General features: G+C 53.9%; 18 protein-coding genes. 5 read left to right on the top strand and 13 right to left on the bottom strand.

Annotated features, from left to right (window positions below):
- Positions 1-79: 79 nt before the first annotated feature.
- From KF752_01085 to KF752_01075, 3 genes are all read right to left on the bottom strand, one after another.
- The gene (locus KF752_01085; GenBank protein MBX3420127.1) at positions 80-2,410 is read right to left on the bottom strand and encodes a sulfatase-like hydrolase/transferase; all 2,331 of its coding nucleotides are present in this window, start codon (positions 2,408-2,410) and stop codon (positions 80-82) included.
- Between the two features lie 188 nt (positions 2,411-2,598).
- The gene (locus KF752_01080) at positions 2,599-3,501 is read right to left on the bottom strand and encodes a PEP-CTERM sorting domain-containing protein (protein ID MBX3420126.1); all 903 of its coding nucleotides are present in this window, start codon (positions 3,499-3,501) and stop codon (positions 2,599-2,601) included.
- A 295-nt stretch (positions 3,502-3,796) separates the two neighbouring features.
- A complete protein-coding gene (locus tag KF752_01075) occupies positions 3,797-5,689 on the bottom strand; it encodes a hypothetical protein (GenBank protein ID MBX3420125.1) in 1,893 nt (630 codons plus the stop codon).
- A 421-nt stretch (positions 5,690-6,110) separates the two neighbouring features.
- On the opposite strand from KF752_01075, the gene KF752_01070 reads away from it, so the two are divergent.
- Together KF752_01070 and KF752_01065 are read left to right on the top strand one after the other, a co-directional pair.
- The gene (locus KF752_01070; GenBank protein ID MBX3420124.1) at positions 6,111-6,602 is read left to right on the top strand and encodes an acetolactate synthase; all 492 of its coding nucleotides are present in this window, start codon (positions 6,111-6,113) and stop codon (positions 6,600-6,602) included.
- A 413-nt stretch (positions 6,603-7,015) separates the two neighbouring features.
- Positions 7,016-11,824 carry a tandem-95 repeat protein gene (locus KF752_01065; protein ID MBX3420123.1) on the top strand — a complete coding sequence of 1,603 codons (4,809 nt, stop codon included), beginning with the start codon at positions 7,016-7,018 and terminating at the stop codon, positions 11,822-11,824.
- Positions 11,825-11,840: 16 nt separating this feature from the next.
- Here the strand turns inward: KF752_01065 and KF752_01060 are convergent, their stop codons facing one another.
- The 7 genes from KF752_01060 to KF752_01030 all read right to left on the bottom strand — a co-directional run bounded on the left by KF752_01060 (position 11,841) and on the right by KF752_01030 (position 18,462).
- Positions 11,841-12,269 (bottom strand): Na+/H+ antiporter subunit G, encoded by a 429-nt coding sequence (locus KF752_01060; GenBank protein MBX3420122.1) that lies wholly within the window; start codon positions 12,267-12,269, stop codon positions 11,841-11,843.
- A 62-nt stretch (positions 12,270-12,331) separates the two neighbouring features.
- Positions 12,332-12,601 carry a K+/H+ antiporter subunit F gene (locus KF752_01055; GenBank protein MBX3420121.1) on the bottom strand — a complete coding sequence of 90 codons (270 nt, stop codon included), beginning with the start codon at positions 12,599-12,601 and terminating at the stop codon, positions 12,332-12,334.
- Positions 12,598-13,119, bottom strand: a complete 522-nt coding sequence (locus KF752_01050) for a Na+/H+ antiporter subunit E (protein ID MBX3420120.1) — start codon at positions 13,117-13,119, stop codon at positions 12,598-12,600. Before KF752_01050 ends, KF752_01055 begins: the two co-directional genes overlap by 4 nt.
- 5 nt (positions 13,120-13,124) lie before the next feature.
- Complete coding sequence (locus KF752_01045; GenBank protein ID MBX3420119.1) at positions 13,125-14,609, bottom strand: monovalent cation/H+ antiporter subunit D; 1,485 nt, start codon at positions 14,607-14,609, stop codon at positions 13,125-13,127.
- Positions 14,606-14,956 carry a Na+/H+ antiporter subunit C gene (locus KF752_01040; protein MBX3420118.1) on the bottom strand — a complete coding sequence of 117 codons (351 nt, stop codon included), beginning with the start codon at positions 14,954-14,956 and terminating at the stop codon, positions 14,606-14,608. Before KF752_01040 ends, KF752_01045 begins: the two co-directional genes overlap by 4 nt.
- Positions 14,957-14,960: 4 nt before the next feature.
- Positions 14,961-17,927, bottom strand: coding sequence for a monovalent cation/H+ antiporter subunit A (locus KF752_01035; protein MBX3420117.1), 2,967 nt, complete (start codon positions 17,925-17,927; stop codon positions 14,961-14,963).
- 58 nt (positions 17,928-17,985) lie between these two features.
- Complete coding sequence (locus KF752_01030) at positions 17,986-18,462, bottom strand: hypothetical protein (GenBank protein ID MBX3420116.1); 477 nt, start codon at positions 18,460-18,462, stop codon at positions 17,986-17,988.
- Between the two features lie 410 nt (positions 18,463-18,872).
- Between KF752_01030 and KF752_01025 the strand changes: the two genes are divergently transcribed.
- The gene (locus tag KF752_01025; GenBank protein MBX3420115.1) at positions 18,873-19,841 is read left to right on the top strand and encodes a serine acetyltransferase; all 969 of its coding nucleotides are present in this window, start codon (positions 18,873-18,875) and stop codon (positions 19,839-19,841) included.
- 58 nt (positions 19,842-19,899) lie between these two features.
- Here the strand turns inward: KF752_01025 and KF752_01020 are convergent, their stop codons facing one another.
- Positions 19,900-21,351: a matrixin family metalloprotease gene (locus tag KF752_01020; GenBank protein ID MBX3420114.1), complete on the bottom strand. Its 1,452-nt coding sequence runs from the start codon at positions 21,349-21,351 to the stop codon at positions 19,900-19,902.
- Between the two features lie 272 nt (positions 21,352-21,623).
- Positions 21,624-23,993, bottom strand: coding sequence for a ribonuclease R (gene rnr / locus KF752_01015; protein MBX3420113.1), 2,370 nt, complete (start codon positions 23,991-23,993; stop codon positions 21,624-21,626).
- A 187-nt stretch (positions 23,994-24,180) separates the two neighbouring features.
- Between rnr and KF752_01010 the strand changes: the two genes are divergently transcribed.
- Both KF752_01010 and KF752_01005 read left to right on the top strand, forming a co-directional pair.
- On the top strand, positions 24,181-24,615 hold the full coding sequence (locus tag KF752_01010) for a response regulator (protein MBX3420112.1): 435 nt from the start codon (positions 24,181-24,183) through the stop codon (positions 24,613-24,615).
- A gap of 79 nt (positions 24,616-24,694) precedes the next feature.
- Positions 24,695-25,756 (top strand): hypothetical protein, encoded by a 1,062-nt coding sequence (locus KF752_01005; protein ID MBX3420111.1) that lies wholly within the window; start codon positions 24,695-24,697, stop codon positions 25,754-25,756.
- On the opposite strand, the gene KF752_01000 is transcribed toward KF752_01005, so the two are convergent.
- A complete protein-coding gene (locus tag KF752_01000; GenBank protein MBX3420110.1) occupies positions 25,737-25,898 on the bottom strand; it encodes a hypothetical protein in 162 nt (53 codons plus the stop codon). The genes KF752_01005 and KF752_01000 overlap by 20 nt on opposite strands.

Below are 25,898 nucleotides of genomic sequence, written 5' to 3'. Positions count from 1 at the left end.
GATCGCAATCGGTCCCTTGCTGACGCAGCGGGTTGCGATCCTCGCAAACGTGCGAAGTCCAATCCACATGAGAGCCGCTTCATGCGACTCGGCGGCGTCGACTCCGGCAGCAGCCAGCGGCGGCACATAAGATCAGGGCTAGGGAACTAGGTTCTGGAATCGCGGCGATTTGCCAGTAGCGCTGCATGACTTGATGATCCTGCATTGCGAACTCATAGATGCGGAACAGGGCTATCTGGCCATCGAAGCCGCCGAACAGGTTTAAATCACCGTTGTTGCCCCCGAGCGAGTTGTGAAGGCCACCTAGTGCGTCGCCATCGCCACCGGCCCAATCGGTCAGGCCCGCCAGGAACTGATCGTCAACTTTGACACCATTCAGGAACAGTGCTAGGTTGGCTCCGCTACCTTGAACGTCGATAACGCCAACCAGTTGATTGAAATTGTCTAAGCCAAACGTTCCTTCGCCGGGCGCTCCAGCACCACTTCCCAAATCTTTTGACAGGGTAGCCAGATTGGCCCCGTCTTTAACGCGAAACTTAAGTTCATCTCCATCAAGCAAAAACGACAATCCACGACTGACTCCACCTAGCTCCGCCACGATTTCTTGGCCAGCCAGATCGCTAGGCTTGAACCACAATTCAAAGCTGGCAGGGTTGGTAGTCGCACTGCTTGAGCCGTACGCAAGATTATCTATTGTCAGCCCACCTGGCTCTCCGCCAACTGAGGCACCTTTGCTATGAGCCTTTCCGTTGCCAGAGAATTCAATGGCGTGGCTGAGCGCATCGTACTGGCTGACATCCGAGCCGCCCATGCCGGGGCCAACTCTCACGGCATCCCCGGCCAGCCGCAATTCAAATTCGCGCACGCCAGCCACACCGCCTGTATCCTCGAGTGTGTTGTAAGTGGTTTGAGAATAGTGCGGCTGATATTGGAGCGTGTAGTTGCGTGAATCTTCCAGAAATGTTTTCAATTGATCGCGAACAGCGGAGTAGCTGGGATTGGCCGCAAGATTATTGGTCTCGCTAGGGTCGGTATTCAGGTCATACAGTTCGTAGTTTCCAGCGGCCGTGCGAACCATCTTCCAATTATCTTGCCGCGCTGCCTGCACAAAACCGCCTTCGTAGAATTCGAAATACAACGGCTTACCGCGCGTCGGAGCGGTACCGCCCAGCAGATGGTCTGCAAATGAAATTCCGTTGATATCGGTCGGGGAAGCACCACCTGCAAGGGCCGCTAAGGTCGGCATCAAATCGGCATGGGTGCCCACGTAATCGCTAACTCCTGGAGCAACGGTTCCGTTCCAGTAGGCCACCATGGGAGTGCGTATACCGCCGTCGTACATCGAACGCTTAAAGCCGCGCAGTTCACCATTGGAATCAAAGAATTCGACTTGATGGCCCTCGGTTTGCTGCGGACCGTTGTCGCCGGTGATCAAGATCAACGTGTTGTCCAGGATGCCCCTATCGCTGAGCGCCTGAACGATATCACCAACCCGTTGGTCAAAGGCGGTCATGGCCGAAGCGTACTGCTTTTCGATCGTCGACCAAGCTCCGCCGTTGGGATTTAACGCATCGCCGGGAGTGCCAGCGGTTGCATACAGTGGATCGATCGGTAGTGAGGCAATGGTGCGGTGAGGTGTAATGAATGGGACATAGGTAAAAAACGGATCTCCACCCGGAGTCGAATTATTGATGACATCCACAGCCCCGTTGCGGAAGATGTCTTCAACATTGATAGCACCGTCGGCCAGCTGCGCAGGCGTGGGTCCCGTGGCTTGGTCGACACCGACATTGCCGGGAATGGTTACTGCACTCATCGGATTGCCGGAATCTCCCTGCCACACGTAGCTGGACCAATAATTCCAGGCATGCAGTGTGTCGACGATTCCCGCATAGGAATCAAAGCCTCGCTCGGTTGGCAAGGCAAACGCGTTCTGAAAAACCGGTGGTGGATCGGTGAAGGGAGCGGTGCCGGGTTGGACTCCGCCTACTCCCCATTTGCCGAAGGCGTGCGTCGAATAGCCAGCATCCTGCATCACATTGCCGATCGTGACACTTTCAGGACGCAAGACGGTCTCGGCATTACCACGCGAAAGAGAACGACTGGTGTCTAAGCCAGTCAAGAGACCCATTCTTGAGGGCGTGCAAACCGTGCCGCACGAGTAAAAGTTGGTGAACCGCAATCCACCGGCGGCCAGCGCGTCTAAATTGGGGGTTGAAATCGTCCGCCCAAACGGACGGCCGCCTATGTTCGCGTTCAACTCGCCCCAGCCAAAATCATCCGCCACGATCAGTACGACGTTTGGTCGCGGTGGATCGGCTGTAGCTGGCTGCAAATTGAGACCGCACCAACCAACAGCTAAAGCTAATGCCAACAGCCGACGAACGCTTGGGTTGCAAAATTGCAGCATCACCGTTATTCCGTATGGAAGAGCAAATTTTTGCAATGGCTAGTAAGAAAGGGTGGCCTAGTCAAAAGCGGTACTCCCGCTACCCGCAGTACAACCGCCTCTACACGAGCACATTCACTGCTTTGCATGCTGCGATCAGAGTTCTATCACTGAATCGCAAAACAGCTTGCTACTGGGTTTTGTCACAGCTACCGACGGCGACGGCGGGCCAACAAGCCACCAATTCCACAGACCGCTAACAGAGCGCTAGACGGCTCTGGAACGGCAAGTAGATTAGTGTGCCAAACCATGTTGTTGCTGATTCGAACTTCATCCAGCAAGCCATCAAAGGCTTGAGCAATGGCCCCCGCATTGTTTTTCTTCGCGCCGATGATTAACGTGCCAGTGTTCGTGGAGGTGGTGAAAGATGATCCAGCTACAATGGTCTCAATTGCGCCAATGACGTTGTCCGTCAAGTCCGTATCCAGAGTAAATCGAACCGTCTGAGAACCGTCGAATGCAGCGCTAATGTGAGCCCAGCCACTGGTTGGTACATTCAAGTTACTGCGGAAAGCAACAATCTGCGAGCCGTCGCCAAATTCAACGTGCAAATTGCGACCTGTTGCGCTATAACTACCGTTATCGTAATAAGATATCCCGGCACCGATCCCACCTCGATTACCAGAAATCAAAAAAGCATAGTCAGTAAAGTTGTCGGTGACTCCACTGGCCTTCTTTTGAGCGATGTACATGCCGCCGGTTGAAGTACTAGGAACCGAGTCGAAACTAACATAAGCCTCAATCGTCCATGGATTCAAGCCAAAACTGAGATCGGCATGATGAGCGATCTCCAAGTGATCTGCGGGAGCTGTAAAGTCCAGATTCATCGAACCAATATTAGCAGCACCGGTTCGCTTGACTGGGTTCTGTCCCACTGAGCTAGATGCAGTCGGACCATTGGTTGGTGTACCAGGGTGATTGGCAGTTTGGTCGTCGCCCAAACTACCTGAATTCTCGAACCTATAATAAGCCACAACGCCCGCGCTAGCCGGAGCGGCAAGCAGGCTGTACCCCAAAACGACTGAGCTTAACCAGAGGAAAGGTTTATTCATATTGAAACTCCGCTACAACAATGTCACCTTACAATTACCCATCTCACGACATTCACCGCGCCAACCGCCGTGAACAATTACAGTTACCAACCGAGAAGCATAGTCGCGGATGTTATAAAGAAAAGTGGTGTCGAGTGTCCAAGCTGTAAATTGCGAAATATTGCCCACCTCGCCTAATTCTCCACGAGATCATTTGTCCATTAGGGGGGCATGGTTGGGGCATGGTTGTTGTCCGCTTCTCGCTACCAATGCCTTGGGGCCAGTTGGCTGAGGCTCCCTGGCACGCTCTAGCCAATTACGATGCAGTTGCTTGCTTGGCTTCTTGCTGAATGCGATCGATTTCTAATTGCTGCTCCTGGGCCTGAGCCTGTTCACCCATGTAACTGTATAGACGAGCCAACATCTGCCGTGCGGAAACGCGCTTGGGCTGGGCGACTAGTAATCGGTTTAGCGCTGCGACAGCTTTGGCTCGACGCTGAGTGAGTTCGTAGATGCTCGCCAGAGTCTCCAATAGGTCGCCAGCATAACGTTCGTTAATCAACTCTCTGGATTCGATTATTTCCAGCGTCGTCGTGGCAACTTTCTCGGCCTCCTCCAGGCGGTGTTGTTCGGCGTACGATCGAGCCAACAACCACGTATACTTAATCGCCGACGGAACCAGCGCATACACCTGCTCCAAATGCGTGACAGCTTCCTGCGATCGTTGCTGCGACAAATGCAGTTCTGCCAGCACCGCATGGGTGGCCAGAGTTGCCTCTCCGGTTGCCAAAATTCGGTAGAATTCGGCCTGGAGTTGCGACGAATCCTTATAGGATTTGGTGACAAGATCAAGAATGACATCGCCCACAAGTGGATTGGTTGGATCTGCTTTGATGCTCCTGTCTAATAACCCCAAATCTACGATCTTCAAATTAGAGGCAAGCAACTGCCTGACAAACTGAACACGGATGACTTCCGACAGGGCGCGGGAAAGCCTAGGACTTTCTCCCAATTCCAGTCCTTGTAATAACAGTTTCTCGGCTTGGGCGAGTTCTTCAGGAGTGCCTCCTAACAACTGAGCCACTTCAATTCGTAACGCTACGTTCAGCGGCTCGACTTGCAAGCGCTGAAGCAGGTTCGCCAGAGCCGTCTTGCGCGCGGTGAGCAACAGTCGCTGGTCACCCAATTGGCTGGCACGAGCGGCCAGTCGTAAACTGGCGGTTGGCGATCGCTTGGAAGCCAGTTCCAAAAGTTCAATGGCAAGCTCATGCCGCCCGGCCTGCCAGTGCAGATCGCTGGCAAGCATCAGTACGCGGACGGGCGTTGCCGGCAGTCGCGCCGCGATGTTGGCGTGATGTTCAAACACGGCCAACAACTGCTGGTTTCCGGATGCGGAGTACTCCACCAAATAGCTGGTCGCCAATACGGCATGCCCCCTCACCAGTCCCTTGGCATGGTCAGGCGAGATTTTTCGCAGAAGATTGCGGCCGTCGCGAACGGAACCACTTTGAATTAACGCAGTCCCGATTACCAGTAGGCTCTGCTGTTGGGGATGAAGCATCAGGGCGCGGCGAAACAGTAACTGGGCGTAGGCTAAATTCGACTTTGACTGGCCGGAAGCATCTTGGGCAATTGCCGCCAGGTCACGAGCACCTAGTTGGGCTGAATCTGTCTGAGGAGTTGTGTCGGACGGCACCTCGATTATGCCGTCGTCGCCAGGCAGCTGTCGTAATCCCATCTTGATATATTCTTGAGACAGTTTTGCACGATCCATCCAGCTGGATTGCAATACCAGTCCCGTGGTCACCAACAGCATTCCTGTCGGGATCGACCAGATTAGAATGCCTAGCCATTCCCTGGTGATGAGCCAAGTTGGTAGGATGCCGGCCAAAGCGGATAAGAATCGAACTGGTTCCAGCAGCGAAACATCGAACACTGGACGAGCCGACTCCAAGCCAGCGCCGGCGACCTCTGCTGGATTGCCTGGAACGTCAGCATCAAGTGGATGCTGGGCTGCCGACGGCTCTTCGTCTAAATCCAGGCGATGGGCGTCGCGGTTGATCGACCCCGTGACTAGATCATACAGCCACTGCCACGCCAGCTCGACAGTCTCAATCGCGAACCACACCGGTACCAATAGCATGTGACCGCACCACTGCAATCGGTCAATCAGGCGATTCCATTGCTCGTCGAAATCATTGTCGCGCAATTGTCAGGCCTCGGGCGAAGTCGGTTGGCCGTAGAGTTTCAGTATCATAAATCTAAGTCTGAGAATTGCAAACGCTTCGCAGCTCGCTCAAGGCCTAGGAAACTCCAGAATTGTATGCTCAGTCACAAGACCGACACGCCGGCACACGTCCAGCGGCCACCCAGGGCGATATTCAGGCAATTCGCAGGCCCCTTTTTCACTCGCTTTTGCCGCACTTTACTTGCCTGACGCGATTCGTGCCGACCCTTTCGTTGAATCGCAGTCAATCTACGGTTTGCTCTGCTTGTTAGCGCAACACCTTTTGTCAACAGACTGACTGGCCGTTATAACTACACAGGATTTGCTGACCCTAGGCGAAACTTGGCTGCCTAGAGACTGCCTGGCGGGTCCGATTGGCAATGAACACTGAAAGTGAGATTTCATGAGCAGCGGAAAAGGCGCAACGCCAGAATTCCTGACGGCCCGAGGTCGAGATTACCCAACGATTCGCCAATTTACGGTGTTCCTGGAAAACCGCGTTGGGCAGTTATTGGAGGTGGTTCGTCGGTTTGAAGGGACTGGAATTCGCATCGTGGCTCTTTCAATTACCGATTCTGCCGAGTGCGCATTTGGACGTTTCCTGGTCAGTCATCCGGAGCGAGGCCGGGAAATCCTGGAGCGCGCAGGTCTGGCGATCATCGAAAGCGATTTGATCGGAGTCCAATTGCCCGACAGTCCTCAACCGCTGCTGCAGATCTGCTCTGCGCTTCTGTCAGCGGAAATCAATATAGTCCAGGCCTATCCTATTCTGCCGCACCATGGTTCTCAGGCGGCGGTGGCAATCATGGTGGATAACACCGAAATGGCTCTGGAAGTTCTAAACGCAAAGGGCTTTACGACGCTCAATGAGTCTGATCTGTTGCCAGACGATTGAGCGGCGTGTCACGTTTCGCATTCGGCGGCGAACGTCCTGCGGCCATTGAGTTTCGACCGTGAATGGTCCGGCGTGGGGCATCCGTCGCTCGAAATGGTGTTCGTTTGTTCAGGTCAGGGGAACTACGCGCTTCGTTTTTGCATCAAACCTGGTTGCACGTTGCCATGACGTTCACTGCGGTAAACAAATTTGAAACGTTGGTAGCGCCGCAAGTGGCCTAAAACGGCGAAACTGCGAACAATCTCTCGTAAGGGGGCGGGCACAGGCCCGGCTCACATCGCTGCTTTGTGACGGTTGTAGCGAGGTTGAGGCTGCGGAACTGAGGAAATGGCACTGCGCTAAGGCTACTTTATAGAACTTCTAAGGAGCAGGAATGAAACTAGCAACTGCTAGTTAACCAGAGGAACAGGCTTATGAAACAACGTGACAGGCAGCGTAGAGTGCGACACAAGCAGAGACAGTTTTTGATTTGGCTACGGCAATGGCTGTGGGACAGTTTGCCGGCTCGCCGAGGCTTATGTTGTCGACCAATCTGGCTTGAGCCGTTGGAGCGACGCGAGTTGATGGCGGCCGATGCCTTTTTGCAACTCTTGGGGTCTGCTCAAAATACCGCGATTGATCAGTCGTTGCTGGCCCCTGAATTGGTAGCAGCCCCGCCAGTTGTAATGTCCAATTTGCTGCAGCCCGAGGGCGAAGCGGCAGATGATTTGGTGGCTTTCGCCAAAGCGCTGGCTGCTACGAGCACCAAATTCTACGGAGGAGCCTGGTGCAGATTCTGTTCTGAGCAGAAGCGGCTATTCGAAGATGGTGCGAAATACCTGCCGTATATCGAAGTGACTAATCCGGATCGCACCCCCAATCAAATTGCGTTGGACAACAACATTACAACCTATCCCACCTGGGTCTTCCCGGATGGCAGTCGGCTAACTGGCGTTCAATCACTAGCCACGATTAGCCAACGCTCGGGCGTGGCCATTCCGAAGACCTCGAATGTTGACATGGTGCCAATCGCCAATGTTAATGTCGCCACCGGTTCCCCACTGCATGTGCCCGTCGATTCCTATACGCCAAACGGTAGCGCCATTACCTATACGGTAACATCCTCCAATCCAAACCTGATTTCGGCTCAAATGGTCACCAATAATCGCAGCCTGAAGATCAGTACCGATTTCGGCGATATGGTGTTTCAGCTGTTTGAAGACAAGGCCCCGCGCGCAACCAGCCGCGTAATTGAGTTGGCTCAAAGTGGCTTCTACACCAATTCCCCATTCCATCGGGTGATCGATGGCTTCATGATCCAAGGCGGAACATCAGCCACAATCGGTGGTACAGAGCCAGGGAATTTCAACGATCAATTCCATTTGGATTTGCAGCACAATCGGTCGGGTGTCCTGTCGTTTGCCAAGGCTGGCGACGATACCAACAATTCGCAGTTCTTCATTACCGCCGGACCGACTCGGCATTTGGACTTCAATCATTCTGTCTTCGGACAACTGATCGAGGGTGACGCGACCCGCGCAGCCATCAACGGCACCCCCACCAACGCGAGCGATCGGCCAATTAATGACGTCAAAATGAATGAAGTGACGGTGTTCAACGACACCGAAAACGGATTGATACTGCTGAAGCGGGTTGGCAGCGGCACGGGATCGGCCAACATTACAGTTACCGCCACCGATGCCTTGGGTAATACCACCAGTCGCACTTTTGTAGCCACCGCCATTGCCGACACGGCCAATGGAGCCCCCTTCCTAAATGACATTCCCACACTGCAGGGACAGGCCGGAGTCACTCTGAATCACACGCTCACCAGCCAAGACGCTGAAGGCGACACGGTAGTATACAGCGTCGAACGCGTGGGCAGTGTGCTGTACGATTTGAGTGTCAACAGTCAGACTGGGGTTGTTACCTTAACTCCGCCAGCCAATTTCTCAGGGCAGCTTCAATTCTTGGCCCGAGTGCGGCAGTCAGCGCCTTCGACCACTCAGGATACATTCGACAGTCAATTGGTCACTGTGCAGGTTACTCCTGCGGCGACACTGGGCCTGTCTTTGTCGGCTGCCAGCGATTCCGGCCAATCTAATTCAGATCGAATTACCAACGCTACCGTCCTGACATTCAACATAACGGGCACCACCGTAGGTGCCACAGTTGAGATGGTGGTGGATGGTGAAGTGGTTGGCGTAGCGACGGCTAGCTCCGCGAATACACAAGTCACTGTGCAAAACGTGGGAGGCATTGCTCAGGGCAACACCGTGTTCACTGCCCGGCAAAAGGTAAACAATCAAGTAACATCAACTTCCAATACGCTGACGGTAATGCTGGATCGTACAGCGCCGATTGAATTACCCGCCTCCGCCTTTCCTAGCTCTGCGTTCATTGGAATAGGCATGGCGGTAAATCTAAACCATGCGGAGGAAGGGCAGGGTTTACGATATGCCGTGGAGAATGCTCCAGCAGGCCTGACCATTCATCCCACCAACGGCACAGTCGGTTGGACTCCAGCCTCAGGGCAGTCGGGAGCGCAAAGCCTGACTCTGGTACTGACTGACTTGGCGGGCAATGAACGGCGACAGACGTTTTCCATTCAGGTTGGCCAAGAGCCGGTGATGGGAGTTCGATTGGCAACCGTGACCCCGACAGGCACTGCGGTGAACACCATTGGCGTAGGGCAGAACTTCAAGGTGCAGATCTACGTCCAGGATCAGCGTCCAGTCGCGGAACGCATCGGGGTGTTCTCGGCGTATGTGGATTTGTTGTTTGATCCGGCCATCGTTCAGCCAATTGCTACTTCGCCGATTTCCCATGTTGATCCCTACGTGGGCAGTACCAAAGGTGCGGTCGGCACTGGAGTCGTTAATGGAATAGGAGGACTGGCCGGTACGTCACCGCTGGGCCCCAACGAAAGGCTTCTAGCCGAAGTGACTTTTACTGCTCTAGCCGTGGGGAATGCCGGTCTGCGCACCGCCATGTCGAACGTTGATGATACGGGACTGTACGGCCGCAACGAGGACGTTACTGCCAGCGAAGTCAATTTCGGAAGCAGCAGCTTCGCCGTAGGACTGGATTACACTGTCGCCAACGACACATTTAATTTCGATGAAGATTCGGGACAAAAGACGCTGAATGTGTTGGCCAATGACACTGCGCAGTCCGGAGTTGTGCTGACGATCGTCGAAGTCTCGACGCCTAGCGGTGGTGGAAGTGTAACGATCGCCAGTGGCGGCAAGTCACTGCTGTACACGTCCGCTGCGAACTTCCATGGCGCGGAGACTCTGACCTACACCGTTGCTAACGCGCAAGGAATTCGACAGACCGCCACCGTCACCTTGCAGATAACAGAGGTCAACGATCCGCCAGCAGCAGTTGATGATGCGCTTGAGGTAATTCAGAACAGCTCGCTGAACGTACTGGATGTGCTCGCCAATGACCATCAAGGGGTTGATGCGGGAACGGTCGAGTCATTAACAGTCATTAGTGTGACTGCTGGATCGCAAGGTGGCGCAGTGACTATCGGTCCCAGCGGACTGAATATCCGCTATTCACCTATGACCGGTTTCGTAGGCACCGAGACATTCACCTACACGCTCAGCGATGGACGGGGCGGAACCGATACCGCCCAAGTCACTGTGCTCGTCAAGCCGAATGTTCCTCCCCCGACGGCGCGCGATGACAGCTTCACAGTATTAGAGGACTCGGCATTGGCCGAGCATGATGTATTGGCTAACGACAGCCCTGCCCAAGTCGGTGACACGCTTAAAATCAAATCAGTGGGCAGTTCGACATTCGGTAGCACTGTAGCGGTATCGGCCGATGGTACGCGACTGGTGTATCGCCCCGCAGCAAACCTCGATCGACCTGAAGTTGTTACCTATGTAGTTGAGAGTAGTAATGGCGGCACCGCGACGGGACGCGTCACCTTTACAATCACGCCGGTGGCCGATCCGCCTACAGCCGTTGATGACGTGCTCACGGTTCTGTCACCTCAGGGTCAAAGCCAGTTAGACGTGCTGACCAATGATTTTGATGTGGATACGGGAGACACTTTTACGATTACCAGTGTGACTCAGCCAGCAGCCGGTACGGGAACGGTTGTCATTTCCAATAATGGCCGCTCGATCAGCTATACGCCGCCTACGAATAGCTTCGAGGGAACTGCAACATTCAGCTACACAATTACCGATTCGACCAATCGAACGGATTCGGCCAGCGTCACGCTGACCGTGCGGAATTTTATGCCTCGGTCAATTTCCGGCAAAGTGATGTTCGATCAGGCAACCAGCTTTTATGTACTGAGCTCCGCGCCCCTGCAGTTGACCGGTACCAGCCTGACTGGAAGCACCGTCAATACCACAGCCACCATTGCCAATGATGGCAGTTTCAGCTTCAGCAATTTGGCCCCAGGCCAGTATCAACTGACACGGCAGGCGATTCCTTTCTTCAATGACGTAGGCCAAACCATTGCAATCCAGTCTGCCATTGACGGGGGGGATTTGACGCAGAATTTGATCGTCTCAGGTACACTTCATGCCCGGCACATCAATATCCGCGACTTCTTGGGCTCGACGTTTAAACGTATGCTCACCGCTGTGGTCGATCAAAATGGCAGTGCCAGTTGGATGGCACCCAATGGCACTTGGGCCGGCTTGTCGGGTGTCAATTTCCAACTGCACACTAGCAACCTGTTGGTAAGCGGCGTTAATACGAGCCAACAGAACGTCTCTGCCACGATTCCGTTAACTCACGCGCTGCTCAGTCGCACCAATTCCCAAGGGCGCTCGCTGATAAAGCTGCACGGTGATACTAGCAGATTTCAACTAGCCCCTGTCACGCCCACTTCAACAATCGCTGAAGGCGAATCCAGCTCGGACATATCGTCCAGCAGTACCGGTCACGCGAACTCGCAGCCGATCACAGCGGTTGCGTCTCTGGCGTCTGGGAACAGTGCTACTGCCGTACGGAGCGGAAGTTCTCGTGCCAGCGATGTAGCGGACATGAACACGGTCGATGACGAGCAGCTCACGAGTGGAGGGCCGGAGCCTATGACTTCTACTTCGGCACTAAAACTGCTTTTGAGTTCTAATCAACAATCGCTGTCAGTCAACCACTCGGAAACGACCGATGCAGCACTGCAGCAACTGCTCGACCAGTCAGATGCTCTGACGGCTACGGGAGAGCTAGACGCCGACTGGCTAGATGCACTGGCCAATGAGTCTGCGTAGCAATTAACTCAGACTATCAATGGCTAGCTGGCAATTGCGAACTGGCAGGAATTGCCTGCCCGCCGGAACTCTCTACATGATCCTCGGCTGGTTTGTCGTACATGCTCCAGCCGCATTGGCAGCAAGTATCCGGCAAGGTTGATTCCAGCTTGTCACGATGAATCAGCAAGTAGGCTCGCGCAATAAAGTGAGCTGATATCGGTGCCGTTCCGAACAAGAAGAAAACGATCAGCAGTTCGTGTACCGAAAGGATGCCTTGCGTGATGAATGTGTGTAACATCGAACCTACTAAGATGGCGCCAACGCCCAATGTCGTTGCCTTGGTGGGCGCATGCAGACGCGACATTAAGTCGGGCATGCGTAATAGACCATAAGACCCGACGAGCAGAAACACGCTGCCCACGATGATACACATGGCGATCACGATTTCAACGGAATTGGTCATTGAAGCGTTCCCTTGGGACTTCCTTACGTAGAGTGGCTGAATATGGTTCGATAGTACGCCTCTCACTCAATGATGTCGCCGCGCAGTAAAAAGCGACAATAGGCCACGGTGGACGTGAAGCCGAACATAGCAAATAGCAGTGCGGATTCAAAATAAGTTGTTGTTCCTTGGAGCATGCCATACAAGATGATCAACGCGATTGTATTCACGACCATGGTGTCGGAGGCTAAGATACGGTCCGTGGCATCGGGTCCCTTGGCCAATCGCCAGGAGTTCATGAGCAGCCCAGCCACGGCCGCCGTCAAACCAAAGACCAACGCACCCCAGATCATTCGAAAATCCTCATTAATCGAGCCTCGTAACGCTGCTTGATCTTGGCAGCTTCAGCTTCGGCATCGCCGGTGTCCATAGCGTGAATCAACAGGCTGCGACCGTTGGCAGACAGATCACAACTAACGGTACCCGGTGTCAGTGTAATGGCGCTTGACAGGATGGCGATGGCCTCTGGCGAGACTAAATCCAACGGCACCGTGAACCATTTGGGTTGCAGTCGATCGAGCGGTTTGAAAACTACGATCAGTGCGACCTGTACGTTGGCCACAACAATATCCCACAGCAGCACGACAGCGAACATAATCATTGGGCCGACGGCCCCAATGTGTGGCTTAACGTCCCAAATACTGCGAGTCTGAATGGGGATAACGATCCCTAGGATGACACCTGTCACCAGAGAGCTGATAGCGAAGTTGTTTTGCAACGCCATCCATAGATAGATCAGGCCGATCGAAATGAGGGGATGCGGCAACCAGCGTTGTTGCCAGGTTCGTTGATCGTGATGGCTGCTGTCCATGTGTATTACCTCATGCTCCAGACCTGCACCGCAACCGATTCCAGTTCAGCCAGCGTTACTCCCGCAGCGGCAGTCAACGCGATCAACCCCAGCATGAGTGAACCGCCGGCCACCAGCGTCATGATGGTGTAATTGTGCTCATGAGAGGTCGGTGGAATGTTCGAGTTGGCGGTGCATTTCCAAAACAGCGTACTGCCAGCGCGAGCAAATCCCAGGATTCCCAGCAGCGAGGTGGCCAGGATGATTACCCACATCCAGCCGCCCCAGTCCGACTGGCGCATGGCATCCAGGATCAATAGCTTGCCTATGAAGCCGGATAGCGGCGGCATGCCGGTAATTGCTAGAGCCGCTATCAAGAACAATCCACCCAGCAAAGCGCGCTGGGACATCGGTCCAGAAGTAACCAGTTGATCGGCATCTGCACCTCGGCGGCAAGCGATAGCGTCAGCTATCAAGAACAAAACCGCGCCAGCCAACGTCGAATGCGCCAAATAGTACAATCCAGCGGCAAGCGAGTCTGAGTTCAGCAGGGCAACACAGGATACGATCGTGCCGCTGGAAGCCAAAGTAGCGTAGCTGCCCATTTGGCACAACGTTCGTGATGCCAAAACTCCAACCATGCCGACTACGATCGTCACTAGTCCGGCTGGCTGTAGCCAGTTGGTGGTCCACTGGGATAAGACACCTTCGTTACCGGAGATCACCTGGCCATGTACGCGAATCATACAATAGATGCCAACTTTGGTGGCGATGGCGAACAATGCGGCTATCAGCGGTGGAGCATGGCCATAGGCACTTGGTAGCCAGAAATGCAAGGGCACCAGCGCCGCCTTGACCGCAAAGACCATCATTAACAACGTAATTCCGCAACTCATCAACGCTCGATTACCTTCTGGCAGCAGGCCGATTTTCTGGCCCACGTCGCTCATTTGTAGGCCACCGCAGGTGCCGTAGATCAAACCTAGGGCCACCAGGAATAGCGACGAGCCGCACAAGTTAATGACGACAAATTGAATGCCAGCTCGTAACCGATCGGCTCCACCGCCGTGAACCATCAGACCGTACGAGGCTATGAGCATCACTTCAAAGTACACAAACAGATTAAACAGGTCACCGGTTAAGAATGCCCCATTGATGCCGCCCAATTGAAGCAGCAACAGTGCATGAAAATTTCGCCCGCGTTGGTCCCATCCATCGATGGCGGCCAGCGAGACAACGAATCCCAGAACGCCTGACAGAACCAGCATCGTGGCTGATAGACGGTCCAACACAAAGACAATGCCAAACGGACTTGGCCATTGCCCTAATTCATAACGCACCACATGACCCTGGCTGCTGGCATGCCACAACCAGCAGGATACTACCAACATGAACAGAGTTGCAGCGACACTAAATACACGTGCAAGAACTTCATCACGCCGCGATGTGAGCACGATCAGCGGTGCTACCACTGCCGGGATAAGTATCGGGAAAATAACCCAATGATTCATGAGTGCTCGTTGCGCTCCTTCGACCAACTACGCAGGGTGACTTCGTCGTTGCCAGTCTCCAGAAACGCACACAGCGCTAGCACCACAATCAGAGCGGTTGTGCCAAAGGAGATGACGATGGCCGTTAATACGAGAGCTTGAGGTACTGGATCGGTATAACTGGCTGCATCGGCGCGAATGATTGGCGCCTGATCGATGGCGATGCCGCCTGTGCAGAATAAAAATAGATTGATTGCGTAAGTCATCATCACCAGCCCCATAATTACCGGAAAGGTGCGATTGCGGAGCAATAGATAGATACCAGCAGCAGTCATGAGACCTACGGATAGAGCGACGATGACTTCCATGCTTCTAGATTCCTCGATTTGCCGAAGGCCAATCCAACGCAGATGCTTCAAGATTGGGTGGGAGCAAAGTTGCCATCGCGTTTGAGCCACCATACGGCGGATTGACGCCACGGGCGGTTGGTGGCGGGCTTGTTGATGTTGATGATTCTGCAATTGCACCAGCGACAGCATTGGCTTGGGAAGCTGATTTTTCGGCTTGTCTTCCCATACGTGCCAGATTCGCCAGTGTGAGCATGAGCGCACCCACTACAGCCATTAACACGCCGGCGTCGAACGCCATGGCGCTTGACCAAGCCAGATCCCCTAGAACCGGCAAATGGATGTGCCCATGAGCATTAGTGAGAAACGGATAGCCCATGACGATGGATGCCGTGCTAGTACCGGCCACTAACAGCAGACCTGTGGCAATCCAGGCATGAGCGTCAATATGAATCCGCTGATCGGCCCATTTGTAACCGCTGATCATGTATTGCATAATCAGCGCGATCGAGGCCATCAGCCCGGCCACAAATCCACCACCGGGATCATTGTGCCCGCGCAGAAACAGGTAGGCAGCAGCCAACATGGTCATCGGTAACATCAAGCGCGTGGGCAGCATCATCAGTTTGGGATGTTTCTCCAAAGTTCGTGGTTGATCGGCAACCCAATGATTCAGCTTGTTCCCCGAGATGCCATGCCGAGCGCGATCCAACAACGAATAAATGGTTAGCGCAGCGATGCTCAATACGGCAACCTCGCTGAAGGTGTCAAAGCCTCGAAAGTCAACTAGAATCACATTGACGACGTTAGCGCCACCTGCCTTCGACAACGAATGGTCGATAAAGTAGTTTGCTAAATCGCGTTGGATATCTAGTCGCATCACCGCCCAACTGAGTGCAGCCATTCCCAGCCCACCCATGACGCTCAGAATTCCATCGCGCCATCGCCGCCATACCTGGGTTTCGTTGGATGTTTGTTTGGGCAAGAAAAACATGGCCAACAAAATTAAAATCAGCGTTACGACTTCGACGGCGATTTGAGTCAACGCCAGGTCGGGGGCGGAAAGATAGACAAAGCCAATACAAGTCAGCAAGCCCACGACGTTGGTCGCTAATAAACAGATGATACGCTGCTTGTGGTAGACAACGGCTGCCACTGTTGCGACCAGTAGAACTACACCCATCAACAGGCTGAGCGAATTGACCGGCAGCAGAGGTCGTGTACCCAACTGCCAAGTGGAGGTCAGCAATGACACGCCGCCGCCGCACAGCGTGGCGACTAGCATGATAACTAGGTAATTAGGCAATGAACCGGATTGGAGAAGTTCTGTGAGCCGTCGACAGCTGGTGACAATCAAGTCGATAGTGGCATGAAAGGCTCGGTTGCCATCAACCACAGCCACGCGCTTCCAGATGTTCGCGAGTTCACCGTGGCGCCCGAACACTAGTAGGCCGACCATTACTGCTGCAATCGACGAGTACACGGCGGGCGTCATTCCATGCCACAGATGAAAGTGCAAATGCGGAGGCTCAGCCGCCGTGCTCGCTTGGACGGCTGATTCCACGAGCGGCTCGCCAATGGGCCCTGGAAAAATCCCAAACACTAACGCCGCCAGCGCCAGCAAGGTTGGCGCAAAGGCCAATCCTGGACTGGGACCATGTGGTTCATGAAGTAGTTTTTGGCGATCACCAAAGTAAACATTTATGACGAATCTCATGGAGTACGCAAACGCCAACGCTCCCGCCACTGTCGCGACGACAGCAACCACACCTGGCTGTCCCAAGTAACTGATGTTCCAGACCTCTTCCAACATCATCTCTTTGGACAAGAATCCGTTGAGTGGCGGTAGGCCCGCATTCGCAGCAGCGGCCAGGAGTCCAGCGACTGCCGTAATCGGCATCCAACGAACCAGTCCCCCAAGCCGATTGATATCGCGCGTCCCAGCACCGTGGTCGATGATGCCCACATTCATGAACAACGCGGCTTTAAATACTGCATGGTTCAGCAGGTGAAACATGCAGGCCACAACGCCGGCTTGAGTCTGTAGGCCAAGCAGCATCGTCATCAGGCCCAGATGACTGACCGTCGAGTAAGCCATGAGAGCTTTGAGATCGGTCTGAAAGGTAGCCAGGGCTGCGCCTAACAGCATTGTTAACACACCAACCGTCGTTACCGTGTAGAACCAATACTCGTTCCCTGAAAGTACGGGCCACAATCGTGCCAGCAAGAAGACCCCTGCCTTGACCATCGTCGCCGAGTGCAGATAGGCCGAAACTGGCGTGGGCGCGGCCATCGCTCGCGGCAGCCAAAAATGGAATGGAAACTGAGCACTTTTCGTAAAACAACCCAGCAAGATGCAGGCCAACATCAGCGGGTACCAGGGCGAGTCTTGCACGAGCTGCCGATGCGCAATGATTTCCGTTATGTCATATGTGCCTGCAATTCCGCCAAGTAACAACATGCCCGCAGTCAGCGCCAAACCACCTCCCCCGGTCACCACCAAGGCCATACGCGCACCCTGGCGACCTTCTGGCAAATGATTCCAAAATCCAATTAGCAGGAATGAGGCAACGCTGGTTAATTCCCAAAATACCACCAGCGACAGGGCGTTGTCTGACAACGCGATGCCTAACATGGCTGCTTGGAATACTAATAGGTAGGTGTAGAAAACCCCCACCGGCTCGTGGGGTTCCAAATACGCGTTTGCGTACAGAATTACCAGCAAACCTATTCCCAAAATTAAGCCCGACATCAACAGGCCCAGACCATCCAACTTGAAGTCCAGGCTCAGACCTAACTGGGGAACCCAGTCCCATCCGACCTCGATCAACTGGCCGTCCAGGACTTCTGGGGTGTAGGTCACCAACAATGTCAACGCAATCAGCGTTGTGATGGCCGTTCCAACAGCGCAGATTTTTCGACTCGCCCTGGCCAACAGCATTGGCAACAGGGCTCCAAACAGTGGTACGGCGACAATGAGTGCTAAACGCATGGCCGACAATCTAGGACAATTCGAAAATCCTAGCTATATCAGTGTCAACAGAAATAGGCTAGCTGTTGACCATGGCGTGAGAATCGGTGATGGTCACCGACGTTGGGGAAGCGCCTAATGTGGTTGCTGACGAGGCATCATCGATCAATTGACGCAGTTTGTTGAGCAAAGGTTCGTTTGCTTGCAACAGCTGTTCGATCCGGTCGCGCTGCGGTCCTTGGATGTTCAATTGCTGGCTGTTTACGAAATCGTGGCCGCCCGATCGAATTTCTATCGCAAACGGCGAACTGACTCCCTGGGTTTCCAACCAACCCCTTAGCTCGTCAGCCACAGCGCTCAACTTCTGGCCGAACGTCAAGCTGATGGAGCCCTGGCTTTCGGCCGCCGATTCACTTGCCGATCCCAATCCTCCCAGCAGTTCGGAGAATGTTTGACCGACGTGTTGAACACCCTTTCCTGCAGCTCGCGCCACTGGCAGAGCAACTTGTGCGGCTAGCGGTATGCCAAGTGTTGCCACTAATGGATTGATTGCCATGAACTACTGCTTCGGTCCGATGTCTTGTCAGTAAAATGCCAGCATGGGATCGGGCCAGCTACGGAAAGTTCGCTTAGGAAAGTAATCGTCAAACTCCAACACGACGCTGCATCGTTTCAGAATGAATTACGACGTTCACGGTTTATGAAAGCTTGGCACTATGTAAACTGCGGGCTTTGGTTACGAGAACACGCGAATTGCTATTAGATCTTGGCCGAGCGACTGCGGCGATGGGGACGCCGGGGTAGAATGGGGTGACTTGGCCAGTTGTCGTGAAGCTATTCAATTTGCCAGTCGTGCGCCGTCGATGCTGAACATGGTCAAGTCCGCTTCGGTAGCAGGACAACGGCTCGATTTTGAGTGACGTGCAATGGGTCATTACAGATTGTCGACAGATAGAGAACTCGATCATGGCCTCTGACTTTAGGCTCAAAGAAAAACTGCCCAACCTAACTGCCTCGATTGTCGCCACTTATACGGCGGAAGATCGAATTAACCACTTGGGGCATTGCCCGCTGCCGAACTATGAGGTGATCGAATCAATCCTGGATGATCTGAAGGATATCTTTTATCCAGGTTATCGACGTCGTGAAGGACTGCATCGTGGCAACGTGATGTACCATGTCGGCGATCTGATTGACGGTTTGCACGACAAGTTGACCACACAGATTGCCCGAGCACTGCGCCATGATGACCGCATTAAGAACCGCACAGGTGATTGCGAAAGCCAAACTGACTACGAGGCCAAGGGACAGGCCATCGCCATCGCGTTTTTGGAGCAGATACCTAATTTGCGCCAATTGCTATCTATGGATGTCGAGGCGGCCTATGAGGGCGATCCGGCGGTTAGCAGTCGCGATGAAATCATTTTTTGTTACCCAGGTCTGGAGGCGATCACCATTTACCGCATTGCGCACCAATTACGACAACTTGGCGTGCCTTTCATACCACGAATGATGACCGAACAAGCGCACGCCAGAACGGGAATCGATATTCACCCAGGCGCTTCGATCGGTCACCACTTCTTCATCGATCACGGAACCGGAGTGGTGATTGGTGAAACATGCAATATCGGTTCTTACGTAAAAATCTATCAAGGCGTGACCCTGGGTGCACTCAGCTTTCCCACGGATTCTGATGGGCAGTTGATACGTGGTCAAAAGCGACATCCCACGATCGAAGACTACGTGGTGATTTATGCAAACGCTACGATCTTGGGAGGCAAGACAGTCATCGGTGAGCACAGTGTGGTGGGATCCTCGGTTTGGATCACCAATAGCGTCGCCCCAAAATCGACCATTCTGCTGGAAAAACCCAATCTACGGGTTCGCAGTGGACTGCCCGATGAACTGCGCCCGGAAGCGAACTATCAAATTTGAGAACAGTCGGCGATAGGCCCACGTCGCCCCAGCCTCTGCACCATACCAAGACGCTGTCTCATGGTACGGTGATTTGTCTTAGCTGGGCGCTCACATTGGCGCGCATGGCGGTAATGTCGGCAAAGGAAATCGTGCCGTTTTTATCAATATCATACACACTGCTGGCATCTACGATTCCACTAACTGCATCGCGGATCGGGCTAATGTCGGCGAACGATACGGTGAAGACGCCGTTTACCGGTCCGGTGGTCTCCCCTAGTAGGTGTCCCAGGTAGAAGACGGCTGGTTGTGCCAAGCCGGTGTTGGAGGTGGCTTTGATCGTTACTCGAAGCCAGCGATTCATGATCGTCTCGTCAGGCCAATTGATCAGCACTCGATGCGGTGCGCTGCCACTGACACTGATCGTGGGTGCGGTCGCTATGGCCTGCCAGTCAACCGGCGGATGATCGGCCTGATTGAACACATAAGCTGGGCTCACCTGAAAGCTGAAATCATTGGTGCCCAGGTGGTCAGCGTTTGCCAGATTATTGATGTCAAATAGTATGCCGTTGATGCCCTGCTTCGAGTTGATCAAGTTGTTGTAAGTTAGCAATTGTGGATGGCTGCTCTCTTGGAATAGCGTCTTGCCGGCGTCAAGGCGATGCCAGGGTGGCGTTCCGGAACCGGAGTAGGCAACGTGATAGGGCCAATAATTGATGATATCTGGTTCCGGCACACCGTAAACCGCTCGCGCTCCCGCGATGTCGTCTGGCGAGAGTTGCCGGTTGACAAAATTGCAGCAATCTGGAAAGTCATCGACGAACATTACATCGCCAACTCCCGCGCTGGGATGACCTAGGCCTATGGCGGCATGTCCCAGTTCGTGCAACATCAGGCCTTCCAGATCATTGATGTAAGGCCCAGTACCATCGTAAAAAATATCTCCTTCATTGCCGGGAGCCACAAAGAACTGCTGGCTCAAATTAAAAATAATATCTCCGGCCAGGCCGTCTTTGAAAAACGGAAAATGATCGTTGCCTGGCGGACCATAACCAACTGCGCCCAGCCACGCAAAATCGGAATCTGGCGCAGCGGTAAAAGCACCGACGCGAATATCGATCTCCCAGGAGCCAGGATGGTCATTGTTGAGGCTATTACCGCCAGCTGGAGCTCCATTATCCGTCACTTGGAGAAACGTTATTCTGCCTTGCGAGGCAGCCGACCATGTGTTGAAGGCATTCTGAATTAGCTGCTCGAAAACTCCAGCGTCGAACCTGCTACTTAAGTTTGAAATGTTGCTGGTGCCAGTGACCTCGCCCAGTAGCGGATGGCTTGCATGCAGCGGTGTGCCGTCGGTCATGAACGACCAGGTGATCACCTCGCTGATAGTGCCGTGTTCCGGTGCGCCCCACTTCGATCCGTACCCCTGCCCAAACGTTACGTATTCGGCTTGACAATGCGGCAGGCAGCTGGCTGCCAGGGCCAGTGTCGTTGCGAAGGCAGTTTTCAAAGAAATTGCAGTTCGACTCATCGGATCAACCCTCCAACAAATTCTGGTGAAACAGCAAATGGGCTACAACCGCTAACTTCAACGCGCTGGTCCTAACTGCATCAAAGCACGAAGGCGGTGTTACCAAGGTAGCTAGTAGCCCAAAAATACCGGCAGTGTAAGACTACCAGATTCTGAGTTCGCGTTGTGGGCCGGCGCCAGGCAGTACAACCGTGTATTGGTGTTCCTGGGCTGCGCATCAGGTCACGAAGGTACATGGTTTCAGCATGACCGACTGTCCTGCTGGTCCCACCCTACATCTTGCCTTTCTTCTTTCGGAAGCCTTTCTTTTTTGATCTAGGGTGATCAGTCGCAGGATATGGCGATTTCTTTTTACGGCCAGAACGTGAGGCCCACTCCGAAGCGTCTGAGTGCTGCTTGCCGCGCGATGAGCGGATTGTACGGCGTCCGGCACCAGGCCGCTGGCGCTCCGTTGTGCGTCCTGCCAGATCGCCGGACTGACTTAGCGGACCCGTAGTATGATTGGCGACTACCGATAGCAACAGAGTTCGTCGAGGTAGATCGACTTGTTCGATTTTGACCGTCAATTGATCACCCAATCGAAAGCGATTGCCGCTACGAAAGCCTTGGATGACGTGCCCATGTCGCTCGAAGCGATAGCGATCATGGGGCAGACTGCCTAGCGGCACAAAACCATCGGCCGGAATCTTGATTCCACGAACATAGAAGCCATCTGGGACGACGCCAGTAATGACGCCTGGCATCGTCTGTCCCAGTTTCTTATTCAGAAAATGCAGCAGTTTAATCTTGGTGACTTCACGTTCAGCCCATTCAGCATTCTGCTCTTGATCGGAACAATGGTGGCCTAATGTCATCAGCACTGAAAGCGGATCGCCAACGGGTTGACGGCCGGCCAGCAGTCGATTGATGGTGCGGTGAACTTGTAGATCGGGATATCGGCGAATCGGGCTAGTGAAGTGACAGTAGTGTTCAAAGTTCAGCGCGTAGTGTACCTCCAGATCGGGCTGATAGACCGCCTTGCTCATCGACTTGAGGATGGCGTAGTTCACTGCGTACTCAGTGGGCTTACCGCGTACCTTGTGCACTAGCTTTTGAATCTCGAAGCGGCTTTGCAGATCCTCAGTTGAAATTTCCAGATCGCGGACGAATTCGGTCAATTTTTGTAGCTTGCGGCGTTCCGGTGGAGCGTGAACCCGTCGCAGAAACGGGATTTGCAAGTCGTCTAACCAGGTGGCCACAGCTTGATTCGCGGCCAACATGAACTCTTCAATAACCTGATGACTCTCGGTATGCTCGATGATTCGCGCACCCTTGACTTTACCCGATTTGTCCAGGTCGATTTTGATTTCAGGCAGATACAACTCGATCGACCCTGCCTTGTTACGGTTGCGTCGCAGCGTCATGGCCAGCGAGTGCATGTCCCTCAGCATCTGCCAGATGGCTGGAGCCAATCGCCCGCGCCAAGGTTCGGGGTCTGCCAAATACTGATCGACTTGTTCGTAGTTCAGTCGCTGTTGATTGCGAATCGCGGAATTGAAAACTTCCTGATGGAGTAGTGTGCCGGAATCGGTCATCTCCATCAGGACGGTCTTGGTCAGTCGGACTCGATCCGGTTGCAGGCTGGCCAGGTGATTGCTGATGATTTCCGGCAGCATCGGAATTACGCGATCGGGTAGATAGACGCTAGTTGCCCGCTGTCGAGCTTCTTGGTCGAGCACTGAACCAATGGGAACAAACTGGGCTACATCGGCGATGTGAACTGATAATTCCCAATTTCCTTTGTCGTTGCGGTTGAGCGATATGGCGTCGTCAAAGTCGCGCGCATCGGCTGGATCGATGGTCAGCGTGGGCAGCTGCGTCAAATCTCGCCGATCCGACGAGATGTCTCCCTCGACGAATTGGTCTGCCTGCTGACGAGCCGCCTCCATGACCGCTTCGGGAAACTGCTCTTGCAGTCCGTACTGGCGCATGACTGCCAACGTATCAACAGCTGGATTCTTGCTGGAACCCAACACCTCCAGCAGCACGCCCTCGCCAGGTTGAAGGCCGTCAGGGAATTTGACCAGCTCGACCACTACTTTATCGTCGGCATTAACCGGCAAGCCTCGGACATCACCAATGGAGACTGGAGAACCAAAGTTGACACCATCCAGACGCACGGCAGCTCGACCACTTTCCATCAGCAGGGTACCGGTGAATTGCCGGCGGGCGCGTTGCAGGACTTCCAGAACTTCACCTTCGGGCGAGCCGCGCCGTCCAATGCGCAGCCGGACTTGAACCAAGTCGCCTTCCATGGCCGATCCGGTGGCCGAAGCGGGTATAAAGATGTCGTCTACCGCCCCCAGTTGTCCCGTGGGAACGGGCCGGACAAACCCAAAGCCGGCCGACGCTTGCCGAAAGGTTCCTCGAGTCAGCTTCTCTTTGCCTCTGACGTCATGGGGTGCGACAACCAAATGTCCGGCGCTGTACGCCAGTTGCCCTTCGGTTACCATGCGTTTAATGGTCATGCGAACATGTGGATAATCGTCCTCAGGTAGTTTGAGCCCGGCGCAAATCGCCTTGGCCTTGCTAGGTCGATAGTTGGGATGGAACACGAAATCCAGTATCTGCTGCCGCAGGGTGGTGGAGTCAGGTTGGTTCACGATAGTATCCTTGTCCCATCAGTACTCTACAATGATTGGCTGGGCGTTTAAGAGTTGAAAAATAGGGTAGGTCTGAGCGAGCTGCATTTTGCCGAGTATCAACCATTCGGACTTCCAGTTAGAATATTTTAATTCACCGCAAACCAGGCTTCGCAAGGCGAGGCGATCACAGGTCAAATTCTATCGAATGAATACAAGATTACCCGATCACACGTCACAATTGGCGTCGCCTCAGCAACCGCCAGATCGCCCGCATGTGTTGTTGGTAGACGACGACTTAGAAATTATCCAATCCATGCGTTATGCACTGGAGAGTGCTGGATTCCAAGTTTCCATGGCCAACGACGGCAATGCTGGCATCGCTCTGCTGGAGACGATCTCGCCAAATCTGCTGGTGTTGGACATGATGATGCCCAAACGCAGCGGTTTTTTGGTATTGGAACAGATTCGCCGATTGGGGCTAGAGGATTTGCCCGTCATCATGGTTACGGCCAACGAAGGCGATCGACACCGCCAATATGCCGAGTTGTTAGGTGTCAGCCAGTATTTACACAAGCCGTTTCCCATGGAGCGACTGATCGAGTGCGCTCGTCGATTAACATCGACAGCGGGCGGCATCTAAAGGTTCGCAGCATCAGCCTGATTTTTCTGGAGCCAACACGTTTGCGCAGCCCAGGATGGAACGAGAGCTACAGAGTGCGATGAGCGAATTGGACAAGCCGACGACGGATGTACCAGATCAGCCCCCGGTCGATTCTTTGCCAGCCGCTATCGACATGGAACAGCATACGCTGGGGGAAGCCTTCAGTAGGCTGCAGCTATTGTATCAGTACTCATCCGGTCTGCCTGATACGCTGCGCAATGCCGGGGCCTATGCCAGCGAACTGGTCCGAGGTTCAGCCAACTGGCTAGTGCCATCTGCCTTTCGGAACTCGCGATCATATTCGATCTTCATGCGGCAGATGCTGGATTACGTCATGGGAGATTCAGTGAACGTTGCTGCCGAGCCGAGCGATGCGACTGGCCAGCGCCCGTACGATCAAGTCTTCGTAGCCCAGCACACGTTTGGCAGTTTATTAGATATGACGGCGCTGGCTACCTTCCATGTGTCGCCTCTGACAGTATTGGCGATCTTCAGCGAAGTTGCCTACGACTCACATCTGCACATGCAGCAGCTATTCGGTCTACTGCGCCAACAGCAGATTGTTAGTCACACTCCCGCACAGCCGTCCGCCGACCTGCTTGTTCAGGCGTTGCAGCAGGCGCTCCACACGGCGGCTGCCACTTGTGAGTTGCCTCTTATTTCGATTGCCGGATTGCAACAGACAATCGCTCAAACGCGGGCGACGGTGGCACAATTAAATCCGTACAAACTGTTGTCGCCCATTGAGGTCGATCAATTGTTGCGTCAGATGGAACTTGCTGCCCAACAGCAGCAGGCTTCCATTTGGGATCTTTCTGCGACGATCAGCCTAGTGGCATTGAACAAAATTCAATCCATCGAGCCTGGGGAACTGGTTAGTCTGGAAGTATCTGGAAATATGTATCAGCAGCACATCATCGACCACTATTGGGAAGGTCTGCGAGCCATCGAGCAGCAGGGATTACTGAAGGCTTTAGCTCAGGCCAGCGAGCCGTACTTGGAGACGGTCTGGAATAATTACGCCGTCGATCGCAAGAGTTGGACCGGCCAGTTGTTAAGCGCTGAACTGTTAAAGTGGGGCTGGAGCAAGGTAGCCTGGCCTAAGCTAATCCGTGGATGATGCAGTTCCAGTGCGGCAGTTGAATATGCAGCTCGCGATCGACGTTACCACAGGCTAGCTTGTCATAGACTTCGTCGGTAGCAAGTTGGCAAGCAATAGCTGCCAGCTCAACCTTTTCATCCAAAGCCTGACAGCTAGTCAA

It is taken from the genome of Pirellulaceae bacterium, from assembly GCA_019636385.1.
In the GTDB taxonomy this organism is placed as follows: domain Bacteria; phylum Planctomycetota; class Planctomycetia; order Pirellulales; family Pirellulaceae; genus Aureliella.
Note: the sequence above shows the minus strand (reverse complement) of the source record. Positions and strands in the feature narration are given on the sequence as shown.